The organism is Xanthomonas nasturtii, assembly GCF_001660815.1.
Taxonomy (GTDB): Bacteria; Pseudomonadota; Gammaproteobacteria; order Xanthomonadales; family Xanthomonadaceae; genus Xanthomonas; species Xanthomonas nasturtii.
Window position 1 is genome coordinate 146,938 of sequence record NZ_LYMI01000067.1, and the last position, 22,656, is coordinate 169,593.

A 22,656-nucleotide genomic window follows, 5' to 3' on the forward strand; every position below is an offset into this window, starting at 1 on the left:
TGAAACGCAGCGACGCATCCAGGCCCCGCGACGACCGATGGCCGCCACTGGGGCAGCGCCGAGCGGCGCATCTTGAGCGCGCGATCGTCCACGCGCCGCATTGCTATCAGCCCAGAATCCCCGGCAAATCCAGTGCCTTTTCTTTCGCGCAATCGGTTGCAATCGCATAGCCGGCATCGGCGTGGCGCATCACACCGGTGGCCGGGTCGTTCCAGAGCACGCGTTCGATGCGCTTGTCGGCGGCCTCGCTGCCGTCGCAGACGATGACCATGCCGGCGTGTTGCGAGAAGCCCATGCCGACGCCACCGCCGTGATGCAGCGACACCCAGGTGGCGCCGGACGCGGTGTTGAGCAGGGCATTGAGCAGTGGCCAGTCGGAGACTGCATCGGAGCCGTCGGCCATCGCTTCGGTTTCGCGATTGGGCGAGGCCACGCTGCCCGAATCCAGATGGTCGCGGCCGATCACCACCGGCGCCTTCAATTCACCACTGCGCACCATCGCATTGAAGGCCAGGCCCAGCCGGTGGCGGTCGCCCAGGCCCACCCAGCAGATACGCGCGGGCAGGCCCTGGAAGGCGATCTTTTCGGCCGCCATGTCGAGCCAGCGATGCAGGTGGGCATCGTCGGGAATGAGTTCCTTGACCTTGGCATCGGTCTTGGCGATGTCGTCCGGGTCGCCGCTGAGTGCCACCCAGCGGAACGGGCCAATGCCGCGGCAGAACAGCGGACGGATATAGGCGGGCACAAAACCGGGGAAGTCGAACGCATCGGCGACCCCTTGTTCCAGCGCCATCTGGCGCAGGTTGTTGCCGTAATCCACGGTGGGCACGCCGAGCGCGTGGAAGGTGAGCATGGCGCGGATGTGGTTGGCCATCGTCTCGCGTGCGGCGGCTTCCACCTCCCTCGGCGCGCTCACGCGCTTTGCGTCCCACTCGTCCACGCTCCAGCCCTGCGGCAGGTAGCCGTTGACCGGGTCGTGTGCAGAGGTCTGGTCGGTCAGCAGGTCCGGCTTGATCCCGCGCAGCAGCAGTTCGTCCAGCACATCGGCGACATTGCCGAGCAGGCCGACCGACAGCGGCTTCTTTGCCGTGCACGATTGCTCGATCAGCTGTAGCGCTTCATCCAGCGACTCGGTCCAGGTATCCAGATACCCGGTGCGCAGGCGCATGTCGATGCTGGAACGGCGGCACTCCACTGCCAGGCACGAAGCACCGGCCATCACTGCCGCCAGCGGTTGCGCGCCGCCCATGCCGCCCAGGCCGCCGGTAAACAGCCACTTGCCGGCCAGGCTGCCGGCGTAGTGCTGGCGGCCCATTTCCACGAAGGTTTCGTAGGTGCCTTGCACGATGCCTTGCGCACCGATGTAGATCCAGCTGCCGGCGGTCATCTGGCCGTACATCGCCAGGCCTTTTTGATCGAGCGCGTTGAAGTGGTCCCAGGTGGCCCAGCGCGGCACCAGATTGGAGTTGGCGATCAGCACGCGCGGCGCATCGGCATGGGTGCGGAACACCCCGACCGGTTTGCCGGACTGCACCAGCAGGGTTTGATCATCGTCCAATCGGGTGAGTGCAGCGACAATCGCATCGAAGGATTCCCAGTCGCGCGCAGCACGGCCGATACCGCCGTACACCACCAATTCCTGCGGGCGCTCGGCCACGTCCGGGTCCAGGTTGTTCATCAACATGCGCAGCGGTGCCTCGGTCAGCCAGCTCCTGGCGGTGAGCGTGGTGCCGGTGGCGGCGCGGATGACGCGGGTTGCATCGTGACGGGTCATGCCGGGTTCCTTGCAATCAACGGGTGGCCGCAGGCAGCGCGGTGTCGGAAGAGGGGGCACTGGCGAACTGCAGGCAGGCCAGCAGCACATGCCGCAGTACCGCACGCAACGCGACTGCATGCGCGGGCTGCCATGGCGTGGGCCAGTTGTCGGGCGTGATGGTGTCCGGCTCGCCCATGTAGCCGCGGCAGGCCAGCTCCATCTGCAAACTGTGCACGCCGTGCTCGGGTTGCGCGTAGTGGCGGGTGATCCAGCCACCCTTGAAGCGGCCGTTGCGCACGGTGCTGTAGCCGCTGCTGCGGCACAGCTGTTCCACTGCATCGACCAGCGCCGGGTCGCAGCTGCGGTCGTCATTGCTGCCGATGTTGAATTGCGGCAATTCGCCATCGAACAGGTGCGGAATCAACGAACGGATCGAATGCGCGTCGTACACCACGATCTTTGCGTGTTGCGTACGCAGGCGCGCAATTTCGTCGGCAAGCGCGGCGTGGTACGGGTCGAACCAGCGCGTGCGGCGCAACGCGATCTGCGCCTGGTCCGGCGCAGCGCCATCGGCATACAACGGCTGATTGTCGAAGGTGGTGAGCGGGCACAGGCCAGTGGTGTTCTGGCCCGGATACAGCGATGCGCCGCTGGGGTCGCGATTGACGTCGATGACCGAGCGCGAGATGGCGGTGCGCAGCGTGGTGGCGCCCAGCGCGTGCGCGAAGTCGTAGAGCTGATGCACCCACCAATCGGCATCGCGCCGCGCCAGCCACGGCGACACGAACTGGTCGGCCACCGTGTCGGGCAGCTCGGTGCCGGTATGCGGAAAACTGATGATCAACGGCGCGTCGCCGCGGTGCAGGTCCAGCCAGCCGGGCAGGGCGTTCATCGCTGCGCTCCATGTGTCACTGCGCTGATCATCTGGCACGCGTCGCGCAGCTGTGCAGAGTGAGTACCGCGCGCGTTGCATGGCGCGTCATCGCATGCGTACGTGCGTGGAGATATGGCGAAAGGCCGCAGTTGCGATTGCGGTGATGCAGGCATCGCGCCAAGTCGTGCGATCTGCCAGCTCATGCGCCGTGCTCCACACCCGGCAACGCAATCGCCACCGCCTGCGCCAGCGCTCCCGAGCGTACCAATGCGCTGGCGGCCAGCATATCGGGATGGAAATAGCGGTCGTCCTGCAGCGTGGGCACCTGCGCACGCAACACCGCACGTGCGGCTTCCAGCGCGGTGCTGGAGCGCAGCGGTGCGTGGAAGTCGCAGCCTTGCACCGCGGCCAGCAGTTCGATACCGATGACATGCGCGGCGTTCTCGGCCATCGCCAGCAGACGGCGCGCACCGTGCGCAGCCATCGACACGTGATCTTCCTGATTGGCCGAGGTCGGGATCGAATCGACACTGGCCGGGTACGCGCGCTGCTTGTTTTCCGACACCAGCGCGGCGGCAGTGACCTGCGGAATCATGAAGCCGGAGTTCAAGCCCGGGCGCGGGGTGAGAAACGCCGGCAGCCCCGACAGCGCCGGGTCCACCAGCATCGCGGTGCGGCGTTCGCTGATCGAGCCGATTTCGCACACCGCCATCGCCAGCATGTCGGCGGCGAAGGCCACCGGCTCGGCATGGAAGTTGCCGCCGGACAAGGCCTCGCCGGTCTCGCTGAAGACCAGCGGGTTATCCGAAACGCCATTGGCTTCGATCTCCAGCGTGCGTGCGGCCTGACGCATCACATCCAGCGCCGCGCCCATCACTTGCGGTTGGCAGCGCAGGCAATACGGGTCCTGCACGCGCACATCGCCAAGCCGATGCGATTCGCGAATGGCCGAATCGGCCATCAACGCGCGCAGTGCCGTCGCGGTGGCGATCTGCCCCGGCTGCCCGCGCAGTGCGTGGATGCGCGCATCGAACGGCGTATCCGAGCCCTTGGCCGCTTCCACCGACAACGCACCGGTGACCAATGCGGCCTGCAACACGGTTTCGATCTCGAACAGGCCGGCCAAGGCGCAGGCGGTGGAAAACTGGGTGCCGTTGAGCAGTGCCAAGCCTTCCTTCGCGCCCAGCACGCGCGGCTGCAGCTGCGCATGTGCGAGCGCGTCGGCAGCAGGCAGACGCTGCGCGCCGACGAACGCTTCGCCCACCCCGATCATCACCGCGGCCAGATGCGACAGCGGCGCCAGATCGCCGGACGCGCCCACCGAGCCCTGGCACGGCACCACCGGCGTGATGCCGGCGCGCAGCATCGCTTCCAGCAACGCCAGCGTGTCCGGCTGCACGCCGGAGGCGCCCTGGGCCAGGCTAGTGAGCTTGAGCGCCATCATCAGCCGCACCACCGGCACCGGCGTTGGCTCGCCGACACCGGCCGCATGCGAGAGCACGATATTGCGCTGCAGGGTCTGCAGGTCTTCGCGCTCGATGCGCACGCTGGCCAGCTTGCCGAAGCCGGTGTTGACCCCGTACACCGGCTCGCCACGCGCAACGATGGCTTCCACCGTTTGCGCACTGCGCAGCACCGCGGCCGCGCAGGCGTCGTCCAGCACGACCTCGGCACCGCGATACAGCGCACGCCACTGCGCCAGCGTGACCTGGCCGGGCTGCAACACAACAGAACTCATGACGACTCCGAATTCAGCGAAAGATGCCCGCGCCAGACGCGGGCATGAAGAGGGTTGAAGCCCATGCGGTAGACCAGATCGGCCGGCGCATCGATGTCCCAGATCGCCAGATCGCAGTCCATGCCGGCGCGCAGCTGGCCCAGGCGCCCACTGCGCCCGAGCGCGCGTGCAGCCTCGCGGGTAAAGCCGGCGATGCACTCGTCCACGGTCATGCGGAACAACGTCGCCGCCATGTTCATCGCCAGCAACGGGCTGGTCAGCGGCGAGGTACCCGGGTTGCAGTCGGTGGCCAACGCCAGCGGCACGCCGGCTGCGCGCAATGCGGCAATCGGCGGCAGTTGGGTATCGCGAGTGAAATAAAACGCGCCCGGCAACAGCACCGCCACGGTGCCGGCGCCGGCCATCGCCGCGATGCCGGCCTGGTCCAGGTATTCGATGTGATCGGCCGATAGCGCGCCGTAGCGCGCAGCCAGTTCCGCGCCATGCTGGTTGCTCAGCTGTTCGGCGTGGATCTTGATGTGCAAGCCATGCGCCTGCGCCGCGATAAAGACCTGTTCGGCCTGCGCGTGCGAGAACGCCAGATGCTCGCAGAACACGTCCACGGCCTCGGCAAGCCCCTGCGCGGCGATCGCCGGAATCATCTGTGCGCAGACCTGGTCGATATAGGTCTGCGCGTCCTCGCCGGGCGGTACGGCATGTGCGCCCAGGAAGGTCGGCACCACTTCCACCTTGCGCAGCGCAGCGAGCTGGCGCGCTACGCGCAGCTGCTTGATTTCATCGTCCAGCGTGAGCCCGTAGCCGGATTTGATTTCCAGCGTGGTCACGCCTTCGGCAAGCATGGCGTCCAGGCGCGGCAGGCTGGTGGCCAGCAGCGCGGCCTCGTCGGCCGCGCGGGTGGCGCGCACGGTCGCTACGATGCCACCGCCGGCTGCGGCGATGTCGGCGTAGCTGGCGCCGCGCAGGCGCTGTTCGAATTCGTTGGCGCGGTTGCCGGCGTAGACCAGGTGCGTGTGGCAATCGATCAGGCCTGGGCTGATCCAGCGGCGCTGGCAGTCGTGCGCGGTGTCTGCTTCCAACGCCGGGGCCTGGGCGGCCGGGCCGGCGTAGATGATGCGGCCGTCCTGGCAGGCAACCACGCCCTCGTCCACGATGCCCAGGCCGCCATCGGCCGCATCCAGGGTCATCAGTTGCGCGTTGTGCCAGAGAACGTCGCAATGCATGGCGCAGGCTCGTGGTGTCTGATATGTATATACAATAAGTTCGGCAACCGAGGGTGTCCAGTGGCAGACCAACAGGTGCAGGTGTTCTGGGCCGCCCGGGCCTTGTTGCCCGACGGCTGGGCGAGCGGGGTGCGGGTCGCGCTGACGCAGGGGCGCATCGTCTCGGTGCAGGCCGACGTGCCTGCTGCCATCAGCGACACCCGCTGCGAGGTGCTGCTGCCTGGGCTGGGCAATCTGCACAGCCACGCCTTCCAGCGTGGCATGGCCGGCCTGACCGAAGTCGGCGGGCGCAGCGGCGACAGCTTCTGGAGCTGGCGCGAGCTGATGTACCGCTTCGTCGACCGGCTGGACCCGGACAGCCTGCAGGCGCTCGCCGAACAGGCGTATGTGGAGATGCTGGAAAGCGGCTTCACCCGTGTCGGCGAATTCCATTACCTGCACCACACGGTGAGCGGTGCGCCCTATGCACATGCCGGTGAAATGTCCGAGCGCATCGCCGCCGCAGCCGCCAACACCGGCATCGGACTCAGCTTGTTGCCGGTGTTCTATGCGCAATCGGATTTCGGCGGCGCCGCGCCCAGCCCGGCGCAACGCCGCCTCATTCACGACATCGACGGGTTCGCGCGTCTGTTGGACGATTGCAGACACAGCCTGAAAGCACTGCCGGACGCCGTGCTGGGGCTGGCGCCGCACAGCCTGCGCGCAGTCACACCGCAGCAACTGGCGGCGCTGGCGCCGCTCACCGCTGGGCCCATCCACATCCATATCGCCGAACAGCAGCGCGAGGTGGATGCCTGCCTGGCCTGGTCCGGTCAACGCCCGGTGCAGTGGCTGCTGGCCAACGCGCCGGTGGATGCGCGCTGGTGCCTGGTGCATGCCACGCATGTGGATGCGCACGAACTGCACGCGATCGTCGCCAGCGACGCGGTGGTCGGTCTGTGCCCGATCACCGAAGCGAACCTGGGTGACGGCGTGTTCCCGATGCAGGCATTCGCTGCCGCCGGTGGGCACTTCGGGGTGGGCTCGGATTCGAATGTGCTGATCGATGCGGCCGAGGAATTGCGCCTGCTCGAATACGGCCAGCGCCTGACGCTGCAGGCACGCAATGTCTTGGCGCAAGGGCCAGTGTCCAGCGGGCGTTGGCTCTACGAGCAGGCCGGCGCCGGCGCCGCACAGGCGCTGGGTGTTGCGCAATGCGGCATCCGCGCCGGGGCAGCGGCGGATCTGGTCGAGTTGGACACGGCGCATCCGGCCTTGCTCGCGCGCAACGACGACGCCTTGCTGGACAGCTGGTTGTTTGCCGCGCGTGGCTCGGCGGTGCGTAACGTCTGGCGCGGCGGGCGCTGGGTGGTACGCGAGGGGCAGCATGTCGACCGCGCGCGCATCGCCACGCGTTTTGCTGCCGTACTGGGAACCTTGCTGGGCAACTGAGCGGATGCGCGCACAATGCAGGTCCTGGAGCCGCTGAACATCGCAACGTTGATCGGGCAGGTGCGGACAGTGCCTCAATCAAGCGTCTGGTGTCTGTTGCAACGCACACCGGCTGCACCCACCTGACGATGACGCCTGCCGTTGGATCGCCGCTCTTCCCGGAGACCTGAGCTTTGACCGCTACCACCCCCCTCGCGCCCGGCACCTTGCATCAGCGCATCCGCCAGGATCTGGAACAACGCATCCATAGCGGCGACTGGCCACCCGGGCACCGTGTTCCGCCCGAGCACGAGCTGATGGCGCAGTACGGCTGCTCGCGCATGACCGTGAACAAGGTGCTCGGCTTGCTGGCCGATGCCGGCATGATCGAGCGCCGCCGCCGCACCGGCTCGTTCGTTGCGCGGCCGCATCCGCATCTGGAACAGGTGGCGCTCTCGATCCCGGATATCGAAGTGGAAATGACCACGCGCGGCCACGTCTATCGCTTCGCGTTGTTGTCGCGCCAGCTGCGCAATGTGCGCCAACGCGTACCGCAGGAACGTGCCTTGGGCAGCGCCGGCAAGGTGCTGGCATTGCAGAGCGTGCACCTGGCCGATGGCCGCCCGTTTGCGCTGGAGCAGCGCGTGATCGATATCAGCACCGTGCCCGAAGCATTGGAGCAGCCGTTTACCGAGGTGGCGCCGGGCAGCTGGTTATTGCGCAACGTGCCATGGACACGCGCCGAGCACCGCATCAGCGCGGTGAGCGCCGATGCGGCGCAGTCCGAACAGCTTCAGGTAGACGAAGGTGCGGCCTGCCTGGTGATCGACCGTCACACCTGGCGCGGCGAGCAGCCCGTCACCTACGTGCGCCAGCTGTTTCTGGGCGGCTCGTACGATCTGGTGGCGCGGTTTGCGCCGGGAATGCGCTGAGCTGATGGCGGTAATTACACTGCGGTTAAGCAGCTTCCAGCTCGCTGCCGAGTGTGCATCGGCACTGTCGAGTGACTACTCGCTGGTGTGACTGCCACTTCGCTGGTGACGACTGCGGATCCGGCCAGGCGAGTCCGTGCGATACAGTGCGAGCGCAGCAAGGCAAGGCATCACGCTCAAATCGTGGTGCACTGACGCCAGCGCACGGGCTCGGCGATTCCCGGGCGCGGGTTGAGTTGCACGCGCACCGTGCGCAGGTACGGGTAGCGTTCCAGCTCGCGGCAGATCAGCGGCCATGCCGCACTGTCTTCGACCGTGCGATCCACCGCCAGCGTCGCCTGGGTCAGCCAGATGCCGCGGATCAGGCCAGGCGTCTGCGCCAACGCCTTGGAAACCTCGCGCTGATAGCCCTGCAGGGTGGCCGCATCGGGTTCTGCGCCGGCTGCCGCTGGTGCCGCCGCAGCTGGCGTGGATGCTGCAGCTGCCGGCGGCTGCGATGCAGTTGCCGGGGCGGTGGTCGATGCCGCCACGCGCGCCGGTGCAGTGGTGGGCGAGGACAGCGCAGTGCGCGGTGCGGCCGGCGCGGGCACTGGCGGGCGTAGCGCCAGCACCGCCACCAAGGCCAGGGTTGCCAGTGCCGCACCGGCGATCACGCTATGGCGGATCGCGCGGCGCTTCGCGGTGCCGACCACCCCGGTTTCCACATCCCCAGGCAGGTACGGCTTGAGCAGCGGCCACAAACGCGCGCCGTCCAGCACCTCGATCGATTGTTTTTCCGCGGCGGCAACGCCTTCGCGCTCCATGCGGCCTTCGGTGACAATCACCCCGCCGTTGGCTCCGGCCAGCCGCGCCATCGCGCCCAGCTCGTTCACTGCCGCCACGCCAATGCGGTAACCGCGCCCATGCTTGCAGGCCACCAGGCGGGTGCCATGCTCGGTCTGCATCATGAAATCGGCGGTGGGCAGGCCATCCTGCGGCAACTGGGTTGGCTGCCATCCACGTTGGTCCTGCAGAACGCGCAGCACCACGGCGGAAAAGTCGCGCCAATGCATGGCGGCCAACGCACGTACGCCTTCGTGCACTTCGTCGGCGCGGCGCCGCACCAGCCAAAAATACGCGCACACCGCCAGCCAGAGCAGCAGTGCCACCAGGGGCGCCAGAATCCAGGAAGGCATAAGCATCAAACAATGGTGCGTATAACGAATCGTGCGTCTAGAAGAATCCTTCGCGAAAGATTCGTCAATGGATCGCGGGCGGCGATGTCACGAGCCGTGATCCAGATAGCGAAAGACCCGCCAGTCCGAAGCCGTGAGGGGAGGGGAGCAAACGGACTTCATAACGCAGGACTGGCGGGCCTTCCCGATTGTCTGAAAAAGCATGTTGCTTTGCAACATGGGGCGCCAGGCGACGTTTAGGTAAGAAACTGTGTGCTGAGCGCTTTAGCGGAGCTATCTCGATAGTAGTTGCTGCCGGACATCGGCGTTGCCCGGGCTTTGCCGCCGGGGAGAGCAACGACGTGCTTGCCTGGGGCCTTGCGGGCGCGCTCGGCCGAAACTGTTCGGGCGATCAGGGGAGGTCGCCAGACAAGCAATCCTGCCATCGGACATACCTACGCCATGAACACCTGTGCCCCTGCATGACCCGGCCGATTGGCGTCATGCCCGCCTCAGGTCAACCGCGCCATCCGAAGGCGGGCGCGGTTGCCTGGGGCCAGTGCGCTTACTCCGGGTCAAACGCCCCGGGGTTGCCGGACGACGATGACGCTGCCTGCCCGGCACCGACGCTACCTGCACCCGTCGGCTCGCTGGCTGCCTGTGCCGCCTGGTTGGCGGTGCGGTTGGCACGCTTGGTGGCCGCAGTATTTGCACGAACCTGGGCCTTGAGCGATTCGACCTCCCGGCGCAGGTTTTCCAGTTCTTCCTGCTCCGGGATGTTGAGCGTGCGCAGCACGCCTTTGACGCGGTCGTCGAAGGCCTTGCCCAACTTGTCCCAGCCACGCACTGCGGTGTCGCGCGCCTGCTCGAACTGGGTTTCCACTTCCTCGCGCAACTCGTCGACGCTTTCGGCCGCCTTGCGCTGGCCGGTGCGTTCGTAGGCAGCGCCTTCGCGCACCAGCGAGTCGAACAGCTTGCCGCCTTCGCTTTGCACGCGGCCGAGCGCACCCAGCCCTGCCAGCCACACGGTCTGCGCCGATTCGCCAAGCCGGCGCGAGATCTGTTCCGCCTGTGCCTGGAAGCCCTGGGCGGCGTTGTCGCGGTTACCGTTCTGATCGTATCCGGTCGTCATGCGATGCTCCTGTCGATTGCCAAAGTGACGTTGCCTTCACCCTAGTACCGATGCTGCATCGGGCAGGTGAAGCGTGGCCCGATCAGGCCTGCTGCCAGCATCCACCCATGCGCGCCGGGTCAGGTGACTTGGCGCTGAAGCAACGCAGCGCCAGGCGAGCGCTCAGGCCAGTTTTTCGGCCAGCAAGCGGCGGATTTCCGATTCCACCATCGGCTGCACCGCAGACAGCAAAAAGCCGAGCTCGGCGGTGACGTGCACCTGCTGTGGCAGCAGTGCGATCGCGCCGTCCACGCCGGCGCGTGCGATGCGCAAGGTGTCGCCTTCCCAATGCGAGGCAATGCCGTAGCGGTCGGTCAACTTGCGCGCCGCCTCATCGATAGCCGCGCGGGCCTGGGCCGGCGTCAGGGAATGGTCGTGGCGGATATCGATGCTGGACATGGGTGCGATGGGTCATGCGAAAAGTGAGGGCGCATTGTGCGCAAGCGCGGCCCCAGCTCCAAGTGCGAGCGTGCGACGCGTTGCCGCCGAAATCAGCAACGCGGCTTGCGGCACGCAGATGGCGCAGCCAATGCGCAGGCTTGACCTGCCTGCATCGCGTTCCAGGCGCCCGCCGGCAACTGTGCAGCGGCCCGGATCACCCGAGATGGCCGCGCGTGCGAGCAAACCTGCTAGGCTGCGGCGGGTGCGCGATCTGCAAGTTCATTTCACCCACCGGCAGCAGCCGGATCATTCCCTCAAGCCCGGCGTCCACCGGATCGTCCGTCATGCCTCCGGCAGCGTGCGGGTGGTCAGCGATGCGCAGGGTGCGCTGCTGTTGGCGCAATTCTGCCTGGACCAACGCGGCCTGTGGCTGCAGGTGGCCAATGGCATCCGCGGCATCCACGTCAATGGGCGGCCGGTGCGTCGCATGGCGCTGTTGCGCCCGGGCGATGCGATCTATGCCGATGGCGTGGAGATGCTGTTGCGCAGCGCGCCGTCCAGTGCGCCGGCCAACGACATTCAGGAAGAAAGTGCCGGTTTGAGCGAGGTCTGCCTATTGCTGCGCGGGCTGGGCGGACGCCACCACGGGCGCAGTTTCACCCTGGATCGCTCACGCCTGGTCGGCAGCGATGCCGCCTCTGACATTGTCATTGACGACCCGGCCTTCGCTGCGCAGCACGCGCGCTTGGAGCGTCATGGCGACCGTGTGCTGATCCGCGACCTGGGCTCGGAAGACGGCAGCTGGATCAACGGCGTGCAGGTGCGCGATGGCTGGCTGCAGGCCGGCGATCAGGTCGTCTTCGATGCGCGCCACCGGTTTGTGGTGGAGGTGCCGCGCACCCATCACAGCACCACCTGGGACCTGCCCGACACCGAACCGCTACCGCCGCCGCGTGTGGCCGCAGAGCCGACGCGCGCACCAATGAAGGTGGCCCGTTGGCCCTGGTTGCTGCTCAGCGCGGTGTTGCTGGCGGCGGCGTTGAGCGCCTTGCTGTGGTTCGGCGCGCGCTGAGGCGTTTCCAGGCGCGCCAGCCCAGCAGCAGCGCCAGAATGCCGGCATACAGCGCCGGCTCGCGGATGTCGGACTTCACCAGCCACCAGAAGTGCAGCACCGCCAGCAGCCCGATCGGGTAGATCAGCATATGCAGGCGGCCCCAATTGCGCTTGAGCCGACGCATCCAGCCCTGGGTGGACGTGATCGCCAGCGGCACCAGCAACAGCCACGCCGCGAACCCCACCGTGATGTAGGGGCGCTTGAGGATCTCTTCGAAAATCTGCGTCCAGAAGCCGCGCAGATCCAGTGTGAGATAGGCCGCCAGATGCACGCTGGCGTAAAAGAATGCGTACAGGCCCAGCATGCGCCGGAAGCGGATCAACACCGCCTGACCGGTGAGCTGGCGCAGCGGCGTGATTGCCAGCGTGATCAGCAGCAAGCGCAACGCCCACAGCCCGGTGCGGTGCTCGATCTCGGCCACCGGGTCGGCGCCCAGCGCGTCGCTGCCGCTTTGCCACACCTGCCAGAACTGCCAGCCGAGCAATGCAATCGGCGCCAGCGCGGCGAGATGCACCAGGGTCTTGGCGGCGATCAGGGGGACGGAGGTCTTGGCCATGCGATCTCGAAGAGCGAAGCGATGCCGAAGCGCAGGAGCGCAACCGGGCGCGACGGGCGTTGCTGGTCATGCCCGTCGCGCCCGGGTGCGCTCCTACGCAGGTCGACGTTGTGTATTGCCTAGAACCACTTCTTCAGATCCATGCCCGCGTACAACGAAGCGACTTGATCGGCGTAGCCGTTGAACGGCTTGGTCGCGATGCGCTCGGCAAACAGCTTGCTGGCGGTGCCGGCAATGCGGCGCTCGGTCTTCTGGCTCCAGCGCGGATGGTCCACCGCCGGGTTGACGTTGGAAAAGAAGCCGTATTCGGACGGCTGCAGATCGTGCCAGGCGGTCTCGGGCATCTTCTCGACGAAGCGGATCTCCACGATCGACTTGATGCTCTTGAAGCCGTATTTCCACGGCACCACCAGCCGCAACGGCGCGCCGTTCTGCTGCGGCAACGGCTTGCCGTACAGGCCGGTGGCCAACAAGGTCAGCGGATGCATCGCCTCGTCGATGCGCAGACCTTCGCGGTACGGCCAGTTGATCGAGCGGTAGCGTACGCCCGGCATCTGCTGCGGGTCGGCCAGCGTGGTGAATGCCACGTACTTGGCCTTGGAAGTCGGCGCGAAGCGTTTGAGCACATCGCCCAGCGGCACGCCCGTCCACGGGATCACCATCGACCAGCCTTCCACGCAACGCAGCCGGTAGATGCGTTCTTCCGCGCTGATGCCTTTGAGCAGTTCGTCCAGCGACAGGCTGCCGGGCTTCTCGCACTCGCCACCGACCTTCACCGTCCATGGCGACAGCTTCAAGGTCTTGGCCGCCTTTGACGGATCGGTCTTGTCGGTGCCGAACTCGTAGAAGTTGTTGTAGCTGGTGACATCTTCCAGCCGGGTCAGTTCCTCGGCGGTGCGGAATCCGCTGCGCGCCTGCGCCGGCGTCACCACCGTCTTCGGCGGAGGCGGCGGGTCGGCCTCGGCACAACCGGCCACACCCAGCGCCGGGGTCAACGCAAGCAACTGCAGCAGCCGGCGACGGTCGCGATAAACGGATTCATCGGTGATCTCGCTGGACGGCAATTTGAAAGCATCGCGAAATGACATGGCAGGCTCCGGCAGTGGCTGCAGCGTGAGAGTAACGGACAGGGGCACAAGTTCGCGCCGTGCGTGTGACCACGTTACGTGAGGCTCAGTCAAAAGGATGCAGCTGCAACTTTTTTGCCCGCTGCCAAGCCCGATGCGCTGCGGCATACTAGAAGGCTAGCTCGACAAGGTGTGCCATGACACGCGCGTTCAATTTCAGTGCCGGCCCTGCGACATTGCCGGAATCGGTCCTGCGGCAGGCGCAGGCGGAGATGGTCGAGTGGAACGGCGTTGGCGCCTCGATCGTGGAAATCAGCCACCGCAGCGCCGACTTCATGGCCGTGGCGGCTGCCGCCGAAGCCGATCTGCGCAGTCTGTTGTCGATTCCCGACGAGTATGCAGTGCTGTTTACTGCCGGTGGCGCCACCACCATCCAGGCGTTGCTGCCGCTGAATTTCGCCGCGCCCGGCCAGGCGGCCGACTACGTCATCACCGGGCATTGGGGCAAGACGGCGATCAAGCAGGCGGCCACGTATGTGGATGCGCGCATCGCCGCCGACGCGCAGGCCGATGGCTTCATCGACATCCCGCCGGTTGCCAGCTGGACCTTGTCGCCACACTCGGCCTATGTGCACATCACCGCCAACGAGACCATCCATGGCGTCGAATTCCGCGACACGCCGGACGTGGGTACGCTGCCGCTGTTTGCCGACTTCAGTTCCTCGATCGCTTCCGAGCCGCTGGACATCTCGCGCTATGGCCTGATCTACGCGGGCGCACAGAAGAACCTCGGCCCGGTCGGTATTTCGGTGGTAATCGTGCGGCGCGAGTTGCTGGAGCGTGCCGGGCAGCCGCGTGCGGACATCTTCAACTACGCCTCGCATGTCGCGCGCGACTCGATGCTCAACACCCCACCGACCTGGAACTGGTATCTGCTCGGGCTCACCGTGAAGTGGATGCTGGAGCAGGGCGGGGTGCAGGAATTCGCGCGCCGCAATGCCGAAAAGGCCGCGCTGGTGTATGGCGCCATCGACGGCTCCGGCGGCTTCTATCGCAACCTGATCACGCCGGCGGTGCGTTCGCGCATGAACATCCCGTTCTTTCTGCCGAACGAGCAGCTGGATGCGTTGTTCGTCAGCGAATCCAAAGCGGCCGGGCTGCTTGCGTTGAAGGGCCACAAGGCCGTCGGCGGCATTCGTGCCTCGCTGTACAACGCGATGCCGGTGGCAGGCGCGCAAGCGCTGGCGAGCTTCATGCACGACTTCCAGCAGCGGCACGGCTGAGTTCTTCATTGACCTGCGGCGTTTGCCGCGCCGGCGCATGCGCTGCCAGCGGACATGCGCCGCCATTTTAGGAATGCCCAGCGATGGCTCCCAAGTCCAACAAGCCCACGTCCGCCACTGGCGGTAAAAACAAGCCGGCGAAGAAGTCCGCAGGCGCTTCCCTCGGCAAGGCTGCAAGCAGGCCGACTGACAAGCCCGCGACCAAGACAGCCGCGCCGGTGCTGGCCGATGTGCGCGCCAAGATCGACGAAATCGACCGCACGATCCAGGCACTGATCGCCGAGCGCGCCAACTTCGCGCATCAGGTCGGCAAGGCCAAGGGCAAGCTCGCAGCGGCGGTGGATTACTACCGGCCCGAGCGCGAGGCGCAGGTGCTGCGCATGGTGGTGGACCGCAACGAAGGCCCGCTCAGCGACGAAGTGCTGGTGCACGTCTACCGCGAAATCATGTCGGCCTGCCTGGCCCAGCAGGAGCCGTTGAAGATCGGTTACCTCGGCCCGGAAGGCACCTTCAGCCAGCAGGCGGTGCTCAAGCATTTCGGCCGCTCGGCAGTGGGTCTTCCGATGGCCACCATCGAAGAAGTGTTCCAGGAAGTGGAAGCGGGCAACGCCGATTTCGGCGTGGTGCCGGTGGAAAATTCCGGTCAGGGCACCATCCAGGTCACGCTGGACATGTTCCTGACTTCCAACCTCAAAATCTGCGGCGAAGTCGAACTGCGCGTGCATCAGTACCTGCTTTCGCGCAACGGCCGGCTGGAAGACATCGAGCGCATCTACGCGCATTCGCAATCGTTCGCGCAAACCGCCGGTTGGCTGCGTTCGCACCTGCCCAAGGTGGAGAAGATCGCGGTCTCCAGCAACGCCGAGGGCGCACGCCGCGCACGCAATGCAGAAGATGCCGCAGCCATCGGCGGCGAAAGCGCAGCGCATGTGTATGGCTTGAAGAAAGTCATCATGAAGTCGATCGAAGACGACGACGACAACACCACGCGTTTCCTGGTGATCGGCCGGCAGATCTTCCCCTCGTCCGGGCACGACCGCACCTCGGTGCTGGTGTTCATCCACGACAAGCCGGGCGCATTGTTCGATGTGCTCAGCCCGTTCGCGCGGCACGGCATCAGCATGAACCGCATCGAATCGCGGCCCTCGCATCAGGCCAAGTGGGAGTACGGCTTCTTCATCGATCTGGTCGGCCATGTGGAAGACGAGGCGATGAAGCAGGCATTGGCCGAACTGGAAGCGCATTCGGCACAGATCAAGGTGCTGGGGTCGTATCCGGTCGCCATTCCCTGAGCAGACGAACAGTCGCCGGCATCGGCGCGTTGCGTCGGTGTCGGCAACGTGGCCACTCTTTCAAAGCGCGTCCCCACAGCGTGTGGCGATGCGCAGCATTCGGATCATTCGCATGAGCAACAGCACGCAGTATTGGATCGCGCAGCAAGGCAGTGCATTGCGCGGTAGTTTGGCCATTCCTGGCGATAAATCGGTCTCGCACCGCGCAGTGATGTTCGCCGCGCTCGCCGATGGCGTCTCGCGCATCGATGGCTTTCTCGAAGGCGAAGACACGCGCTCCACTGCGGCGATCTTCGCCAAGCTGGGTGTGCGCATCGAGACGCCGTCGGCCTCGCAGCGCGTCGTGCACGGCGTGGGTGTGGACGGCCTGCAGGCGCCGACCGATTCGCTGGATTGCGGCAACGCCGGTACCGGCATGCGCCTGCTGGCCGGCGTGCTTGCCGCGCAACGTTTCGACAGCGTGCTGGTCGGCGATGAATCGTTGTCCAAGCGGCCAATGCGGCGCGTGACCGGCCCGTTGGCACAGATGGGGGCACGGATCGAGACGCAGGACGACGGCACGCCGCCGTTGCGCGTGCGCGGCGGGCAGACGCTGCACGGTATCGACTTCATCTCGCCGGTTGCCAGTGCGCAGGTCAAATCGGCGGTGCTGCTGGCCGGCCTCTACGCGCAGGGCGAAACCTCGGTGACCGAGCCGCATCCCACCCGCGACTACACCGAGCGCATGTTGTCGGCATTCGGCGTGGACATCGATTTTGCGCCGGGCACAGCACGTTTGCGCGGCGGGCAACGCCTGCGCGCGACCGATATCGCGGTGCCGGCGGATTTTTCGTCCGCTGCATTCTTCATCGTCGCTGCCAGCATCGTTCCCGGCTCGGAGGTCGTGCTGCGCGCGGTCGGCTTGAACCCGCGCCGCACCGGGCTGCTTGCGGCGTTGCGCTTGATGGGCGCGGATATCAGCGAAGAAAACCATGCCGAACACGGTGGCGAGCCGGTGGCCGATCTGCGCGTGCGTTACGCACCGCTGCATGGCGCGCAGATTCCCGAAGCGCTGGTGCCGGACATGATCGACGAGTTTCCGGCCTTGTTCGTGGCTGCGGCTGCGGCGAGCGGGCAGACCGTGGTGACCGGCGCTGCCGAACTGCGGGTCAAGGAATCGGACCGGCTGGCGGCCATGGCCACTGGCCTGCGCACGTTGGGCGTGCAGGTCGACGAAACCCCCGATGGCGCCACCATCCACGGTGGCAGCATCGGCAGCGGTGTGATCGAAAGTCATGGCGACCACCGTATTGCCATGGCGTTTGCCATTGCCGGCCAACTGTCCACCGGCAGCGTGCAGGTGAACGATGTAGCGAATGTGGCGACCTCGTTCCCCGGCTTCGACACGCTGGCGCAGGGCGCAGGGTTCGGGCTGGAGGCGGCTGAGCTGCGCTGACGCGTTTCGCCGATTAGCTGCGATGCACATGTCGGGCTGCAATGCGCGCTTGCCGACCTGCGCTGCGTTCAAAGGGGTGTTGCTGCTTCCAGCCAGGTGCCTACAGCCAATAGTGTGGTCGTGCTCCGCGTTCGCTTTACGCGCGCGGGCATCCTGCCTCGGCCAACAGCGACATCGTGGCCGGGAAGCGCGATCTCGACCTCTGCCCGCAAGGATCGCCGAGACGGGCGAGCCGTGCGGCTAGGCGGACATGCCACTTGGCTACAAGGTCAGCGCGTGCTGCTTCAATGCACTGACCTTTGGCCATGCGTTGCCTGACCAGAAGGCGCTCAGCGCTGCGCCGTGAACTCGACCGGCACCTGCACCGTGCTCACCACGGCGTGGCCATCGCGCGTCGCAGGCTCGAAACGCCACTGACGCAGGCTCTCCGCCACCGCCGCGTCCAGGCGCGGGTCGTCGCTGCCGCTGCGCTCGACGATGGTCACATCGCTCACCTTGCCCTGCACATCTAGCTGCAGGCGTGCAGTGCGGCTGCCCTGGATACCGGCACGCGCCACTGTGGGCGGGTAGCTCGGCATTGCGTTGCCCGGCAGCGGCTTGGCCTCCACGCTGCTGACCGCCGCGCGCGCAGGCTGGTGGGCCACCATCGTCATCGCCCGCGGGCCCTCGGTCGTCGGCAGGATCTGCCGGCTCGCTGCCGGTGCCGGCTGCGTATCAGTGGCGAACGATTCGTCGCTGTGGCGTGCCCACCACCAACTCGGTATCACGATCATCAGTGCGATCAGCGTCGCCCACAGCCAGGGTAACGCGCCATCGCCCTGCATGTCGTGCTGCGGTTCGACGGCACGCAGGCCCTGTTGCTGCAGCGACGGCGGATGGGGTGACGACGGATTGGAGATGAAGGACATGGCCAGCCTCCTGGCGCATCTGTGGGATGACAGGGCCAGTCTGGTCGGCATTACCTGAGGGGCAGCTAAGGCATCGGGTCAATGAAGCGCCAAAGCTTCGTGGATATTCAGCTTGGTCAAGCTGACGCTGCGCTCGGGTTAAAGCTGCATGGATATTGTGCTTGTGCGGCGTTATTCACCGCCTGCCTTGTCTCACCAATGCGTCGGCACGCATGAGTCTGCGCTGCCGCGCGAAGCGTCAGCCGTGCCTACTGCGCGGGCTTGAATTCGAACGGGATATCCATGCTGCCAGCCACGGGCTGGCCGTTGCGCTGCGCCGGGTGGAAGCGCCAATGACGCACCGCTTCCATCGCTGCGCGGTCCAGATCGCGCGAGCCGCTGCGCTGCACCAGGGTCACGCCGCCGGGGTTGCCGGCAGCATCCACATCCACCCGTACCACCACGTCACCGGCATCGCCACGACGCAGCGCTGCCGACGGGTAGCGGGGCGGCGGCATCTGGCCCTGGATCGGCACCGGGCGATCGCCACCGGCGACCGGCGGGTTGGACGGCGCCGCACCGCCTGCTGCACCGGGCGCCGCATCTTCCGGCAACGGCGTTGGCGCAGGCGGGGCCGGTGGCGCGTTGTCCACCAGGGTCGGGGTTTCGGCCGGCGGCTTGGCCTGCGGCATGTCGCTGGCACCGTCCTGGGCCGGCAGCGGCGCAGGCAGCGGCGCGATGGTGTCGTCGGTTTGCACCCCTGCGGTCGGCTGCGCGGGCGAGGCCTTATAAAAATCGTCCTTGCGGCCGGTTGCCCAGACCAGCAGGAACAACAACAGGCCGGCAGCGAAGGCGATGCCGGCAATTTTCAGGGTGTGACGGGGCAGATGCAGAACGATATGGCGATCGGACGCAGGACGGGGCGCGGGCATAGGGCTCACCTGAAGAATCGTCGTAATTCTGGCATAGCCGCAGTGAATCGATCGCAGCAGGTGGCGGAACAGGCGATAATCTCGCGCTATTCCCACTGACGCCCCTATTCCGATGCTAGATCCGGCCCTGCTTCGCCAACACCCCGCCGACCTTGCCGAGCGCCTGCGCAGCACGCGTAGTTTCTCCCTGGACACTGCGAAGCTGGAGTCGCTGGAGAGCGAACGCAAGCGTATGCAAGTGCGTACGCAGGAACTGCAGAGCTTGCGCAATTCCAAGTCCAAGGCGATCGGGCAGGCCAAGGCCAAGGGCGAAGATGTGACTGCGCTGCTGGCCGAAGTGGCTGGTTTCGGCGACGAGCTCAAGGCATCGGAAGAGGTGCTGGACGTGATTCGTGCCAAGCTGGAAACCATCGCACTCGGGTTGCCCAATCTGCCGGCCGACGATGTGCCGCACGGCAAGGACGAGAGCGAAAACGTGGAGCAGTCGCGCTGGGGCACGCCGCGCAGTTTCGATTTCGCGGTCAAGGACCATGTGGAGCTCGGCGCGCCGCACGGCTGGCTGGATGGCGAAACGGCAGCCAAATTGTCGGGCGCGCGTTTCACCGTGCTGCGCGGCCCGATCGCGCGTCTGCACCGCGCACTGGCGCAATTCATGCTGGACCTGCATGTCGGCGCGCACGGTTACGAAGAAACCAACGTGCCGCTGCTGGTCAATGCCGAGTCGATGCGTGGCACCGGGCAGCTGCCGAAGTTCGAAGACGACTTGTTCCAGACCGAGGTGGGCGAGTCGCGCCGCTATCTGATCCCCACCTCCGAAGTGCCGTTGACCAACATCGTGCGCGACGAGATCGTCGATGCCGAACGGCTGCCGCTGCGCATGACTGCGCATTCGATGTGCTTCCGTGCCGAAGCCGGCAGCGGCGGCCGCGATACGCGCGGCATGATCCGTCAGCACCAGTTCGAAAAAGTGGAGCTGGTCACTGCCTGTGCGCCGGAAGACAGCGACGCCGAACACCAGCGCATGACGCGGTGCGCCGAGGTGGTGCTGGAACAGCTCGGCCTGCCGTATCGCAAGGTGCTGCTGTGCACCGGCGACATGGGGTTTTCTGCGATCAAGACCTACGACCTGGAAGTATGGCTGCCTTCGCAGAACACCTATCGCGAAATTTCGTCCTGCTCCAATTGCGGCGATTTTCAGGCGCGGCGCATGCAGGCGCGCTGGCGCAATCCGGTTAGCGGCAAGCCGGAGTTGCTGCACACGCTCAACGGCTCCGGCACCGCAGTGGGCCGCGCCATGATCGCGGTGATGGAGAACTACCAGAATGCCGACGGCTCGATCGACGTGCCGCAGGTATTGCGCCCTTACATGGGGGGGCTGGAAAAGATCGGTTGACGTCGGCGTGGCCGGTGCAGTTGGCGAGTGCTGTGCAGCGGCGTAGATGCGTCGAGTGATCTCGGTAGCAACACGCGCGGTTTGGCCTCGTCGTTGGATTGGCAGCACGCACGCGGTTGCACCAGCACGTGCAGTCGTCGTTGCTGTCTAGCGACGTACCTTTAGCACGCAAAACGGGGCCAGCAGTGGCCCCGTTTTGCGTTGTATGCAGCTCGCTGCCTGGCGCAGTTGCGGAGCGCTCGCCGGCGGATATGGCAGCACGCTCGCAATCGCAGCGCGTCTGCGCCCACCACGCGCGTCGCTATCGCTTTTACGGTGCGGGCGAGGGCACTGGCCCGCGCTTGTGCTGGGCGCTTATGCCGCGGCGTCTGCCGTCTGCTGCAAGCCGGCCAGCGCCTTCGCAATCACATTGCTGCGGTGCTGCGGCGAATAGGCCACGCCTTCGGCGCGCACGAAGCCGATGTCGCCGATGCCCAGGAAGCCGAGCAGCTGACGCAGGTAGCGCTCCTGGAAATCGTTGGTTGGGTCGGCATAGATGCCGCCGCGCGCGCTGGCGATGATGACGCGCTTGCCGCCGGCAAGGCCTCCCAGACCATTGGCGGTGTAATGGAAGGCAGCGCCGCGGAGGTGCCTAGGTCGTTGCTCTGTTGGGATAAAGGTGATTAAATATCACTTATCGTTCTATTCATGGATACCTGCGCCATGCACGACCTGAATGACCTGTACTACTTCGCGATGGTGGTGGACCACGGCGGCTTCGCCGCGGCCGAGCGTGCGCTTGGCATCCCCAAATCGCGCCTGAGCCGCCGTATCAGTCAGCTCGAAACCGACCTGGGTGTGCGCCTGCTGCAGCGCTCCACGCGCCGCTTCGCGGTCACCGACGTCGGCACCAGCGTGCATCGGCATGCCCAGACCATGCTGGCCGAGGCCCAGGCCGCGCGCGAGGTGGTGGATCGTCTCAGCGCCGAGCCGCGCGGTCTTGTACGTGTGAGCGTTCCTGTCTCGCTCGCGCAGATCCAGTTGCCCAAGCTGTTGCCGGAATTTCTGGCCAAGTACCCCAAGGTGCGGCTGCAGCTCAACATCAGCAACCGCCGCGTCGATGTGATCAACGAGGGCTACGACATCGCGCTGCGCGTGCGTTCGCGCCTTGACGACGACGGTAGCCTGGTGATGCGTAGCTTCGGCCAGGTGCAGGAGCTGCTGGTGGCCAGCCCAAAATATCTGGACCGCGCCGGCCGTCCCAAGGACCCCAGCGAGCTGGCCAACCACACCACCATGAGCACCAGCGAAGACGAAGCGCATCAGCGCTGGGAGTTGCATGGGCCCAACGGCGAAATGCGCCGCGTCGACCTGCAGCCGCGCCTGGCCGGCTTCGACTTCCCGCTGCTGCAATCGATGGCGCGCGACGGCTTCGGCATCACCATGCTTCCGGAAACCGTGTGCGCCGAAGCGGTGCGCAGCGGCGAGCTGGAAGTGGTGCTGCCGCACTGGTCGCTGCCGCAGGGTATCTGCCATGCGGTGTTCGCCTCGCGCCGCGGCCTGCTGCCGGCGGTGCGTGTGTTCATCGACTTCCTGGCCCAACACCTGCCGCAGGAAATCGAACGCTCGCGCCTGGACTGCGGCGGCAACTGCGCCGAACTGGCGGAAAAGCTCAAGCGTGCCGCTGGCGTTGCACCGCGGTTGGTTGTGGCCGAAGCGGGCTAAGCGGCTGGGGTCGAAGCCGGCTGAAGGCTGTCCGGCCGCCGAGGCTGGCTGACATGAGATATTGCAGTCTGCCAGCTGCTCGGCAGTGAGCTTTCTCCAAATGTTCGATAGGTTGCACGCGTGCTTAGAACCTGTTCACAATCTTCTGAGTAACAGTGCCAAGAAGGCCAAATGGATGAACTGCAGGCTGGTGTTGAGTTTGCGCTCGCAGTTCTTCCATAGCCTTCGGTTCTTCTCCAGCCAAGCAAAACTACGCTCGACAATCCATCGCTTGGGCATGACCTTGAAGGTGTGCAGTTCGCTGCGCTTGGCAATCTGCACCGTGAGCTGCTCGCCTAAAATCTCTCGCGCGCCGCT

The 22,656-nt window shown here is 66.0% G+C and carries 20 protein-coding genes and 1 pseudogene; 8 read left to right on the top strand and 13 right to left on the bottom strand.

The genetic code is table 11. The annotated features are described in order from the left end of the window. Positions 1-106: 106 nt before the first annotated feature. From hutU to hutI, 4 genes are all read right to left on the bottom strand, one after another. Positions 107-1,774 (bottom strand): urocanate hydratase, encoded by a 1,668-nt coding sequence (gene hutU / locus A7D16_RS19240; RefSeq protein WP_064634832.1) that lies wholly within the window; start codon positions 1,772-1,774, stop codon positions 107-109. 16 nt (positions 1,775-1,790) lie between these two features. Further along, a complete protein-coding gene (gene hutG, locus A7D16_RS19245) occupies positions 1,791-2,648 on the bottom strand; it encodes an N-formylglutamate deformylase (RefSeq protein ID WP_064634833.1) in 858 nt (285 codons plus the stop codon). A 181-nt stretch (positions 2,649-2,829) separates the two neighbouring features. Then, complete coding sequence (hutH, locus tag A7D16_RS19250; protein WP_064634834.1) at positions 2,830-4,368, bottom strand: histidine ammonia-lyase; 1,539 nt, start codon at positions 4,366-4,368, stop codon at positions 2,830-2,832. Then, a complete protein-coding gene (gene hutI / locus A7D16_RS19255; RefSeq protein ID WP_064634835.1) occupies positions 4,365-5,588 on the bottom strand; it encodes an imidazolonepropionase in 1,224 nt (407 codons plus the stop codon). Before hutI ends, hutH begins: the two co-directional genes overlap by 4 nt. Positions 5,589-5,648: 60 nt before the next feature. Between hutI and A7D16_RS19260 the strand changes: the two genes are divergently transcribed. Then, positions 5,649-7,019, top strand: coding sequence for a formimidoylglutamate deiminase (locus tag A7D16_RS19260; protein WP_064634836.1), 1,371 nt, complete (start codon positions 5,649-5,651; stop codon positions 7,017-7,019). A 173-nt stretch (positions 7,020-7,192) separates the two neighbouring features. Further along, positions 7,193-7,930: a histidine utilization repressor gene (gene hutC, locus A7D16_RS19265; RefSeq protein WP_064634837.1), complete on the top strand. Its 738-nt coding sequence runs from the start codon at positions 7,193-7,195 to the stop codon at positions 7,928-7,930. Between the two features lie 176 nt (positions 7,931-8,106). Here hutC and A7D16_RS19270 read toward each other — a convergent pair whose 3' ends face one another. From A7D16_RS19270 to A7D16_RS19280, 3 genes are all read right to left on the bottom strand, one after another. After that, positions 8,107-9,111, bottom strand: a complete 1,005-nt coding sequence (locus tag A7D16_RS19270) for a restriction endonuclease (protein WP_064634838.1) — start codon at positions 9,109-9,111, stop codon at positions 8,107-8,109. A gap of 538 nt (positions 9,112-9,649) precedes the next feature. Beyond that, positions 9,650-10,216: a phasin family protein gene (locus A7D16_RS19275; RefSeq protein WP_064634839.1), complete on the bottom strand. Its 567-nt coding sequence runs from the start codon at positions 10,214-10,216 to the stop codon at positions 9,650-9,652. 162 nt (positions 10,217-10,378) lie between these two features. Continuing rightward, positions 10,379-10,654: a polyhydroxyalkanoic acid system family protein gene (locus A7D16_RS19280; RefSeq protein ID WP_042822008.1), complete on the bottom strand. Its 276-nt coding sequence runs from the start codon at positions 10,652-10,654 to the stop codon at positions 10,379-10,381. 244 nt (positions 10,655-10,898) lie between these two features. Here A7D16_RS19280 and A7D16_RS19285 point away from each other — a divergent pair, with 244 nt between their 5' ends. Then, on the top strand, positions 10,899-11,708 hold the full coding sequence (locus A7D16_RS19285) for an FHA domain-containing protein (protein ID WP_064634840.1): 810 nt from the start codon (positions 10,899-10,901) through the stop codon (positions 11,706-11,708). On the opposite strand, the gene msrQ is transcribed toward A7D16_RS19285, so the two are convergent. Together msrQ and msrP are read right to left on the bottom strand one after the other, a co-directional pair. Then, positions 11,650-12,306, bottom strand: a complete 657-nt coding sequence (gene msrQ, locus A7D16_RS19290; protein ID WP_064634841.1) for a protein-methionine-sulfoxide reductase heme-binding subunit MsrQ — start codon at positions 12,304-12,306, stop codon at positions 11,650-11,652. The two genes, A7D16_RS19285 and msrQ, sit on opposite strands and share 59 nt — an antisense overlap. Before the next feature lie 119 nt (positions 12,307-12,425). Then, the gene (msrP, locus tag A7D16_RS19295; protein ID WP_064634842.1) at positions 12,426-13,394 is read right to left on the bottom strand and encodes a protein-methionine-sulfoxide reductase catalytic subunit MsrP; all 969 of its coding nucleotides are present in this window, start codon (positions 13,392-13,394) and stop codon (positions 12,426-12,428) included. A 176-nt stretch (positions 13,395-13,570) separates the two neighbouring features. Here msrP and serC point away from each other — a divergent pair, with 176 nt between their 5' ends. The 3 genes from serC to aroA all read left to right on the top strand — a co-directional run bounded on the left by serC (position 13,571) and on the right by aroA (position 17,383). Continuing rightward, complete coding sequence (serC, locus tag A7D16_RS19300) at positions 13,571-14,656, top strand: 3-phosphoserine/phosphohydroxythreonine transaminase (RefSeq protein ID WP_064634843.1); 1,086 nt, start codon at positions 13,571-13,573, stop codon at positions 14,654-14,656. An 83-nt stretch (positions 14,657-14,739) separates the two neighbouring features. Further along, positions 14,740-15,948, top strand: a complete 1,209-nt coding sequence (gene pheA / locus A7D16_RS19305; protein ID WP_064634844.1) for a prephenate dehydratase — start codon at positions 14,740-14,742, stop codon at positions 15,946-15,948. Positions 15,949-16,060: 112 nt separating this feature from the next. Further along, positions 16,061-17,383, top strand: a complete 1,323-nt coding sequence (gene aroA / locus A7D16_RS19310) for a 3-phosphoshikimate 1-carboxyvinyltransferase (RefSeq protein ID WP_064634857.1) — start codon at positions 16,061-16,063, stop codon at positions 17,381-17,383. 329 nt (positions 17,384-17,712) lie between these two features. Here aroA and A7D16_RS19315 read toward each other — a convergent pair whose 3' ends face one another. Further along, positions 17,713-18,180, bottom strand: coding sequence for an energy transducer TonB (locus A7D16_RS19315; RefSeq protein WP_064634858.1), 468 nt, complete (start codon positions 18,178-18,180; stop codon positions 17,713-17,715). Between the two features lie 359 nt (positions 18,181-18,539). Then, a complete protein-coding gene (locus A7D16_RS19320) occupies positions 18,540-19,202 on the bottom strand; it encodes an energy transducer TonB (protein ID WP_064634845.1) in 663 nt (220 codons plus the stop codon). A 112-nt stretch (positions 19,203-19,314) separates the two neighbouring features. On the opposite strand from A7D16_RS19320, the gene serS reads away from it, so the two are divergent. Then, complete coding sequence (serS, locus tag A7D16_RS19325; RefSeq protein WP_064634846.1) at positions 19,315-20,595, top strand: serine--tRNA ligase; 1,281 nt, start codon at positions 19,315-19,317, stop codon at positions 20,593-20,595. Between the two features lie 354 nt (positions 20,596-20,949). Here serS and A7D16_RS19330 read toward each other — a convergent pair. Then, a pseudogene (locus tag A7D16_RS19330) lies at positions 20,950-21,216 on the bottom strand (NAD(P)H-dependent oxidoreductase); the annotation flags it as partial. Positions 21,217-21,282: 66 nt separating this feature from the next. Here A7D16_RS19330 and A7D16_RS19335 point away from each other — a divergent pair. Next, positions 21,283-22,299, top strand: a complete 1,017-nt coding sequence (locus A7D16_RS19335; RefSeq protein ID WP_064634847.1) for a LysR family transcriptional regulator — start codon at positions 21,283-21,285, stop codon at positions 22,297-22,299. Positions 22,300-22,434: 135 nt separating this feature from the next. Here the strand turns inward: A7D16_RS19335 and A7D16_RS19340 are convergent. Continuing rightward, a partial coding sequence (locus tag A7D16_RS19340) for a transposase (RefSeq protein ID WP_153043136.1) occupies positions 22,435-22,656 on the bottom strand: 222 nt, incomplete at its 5' end.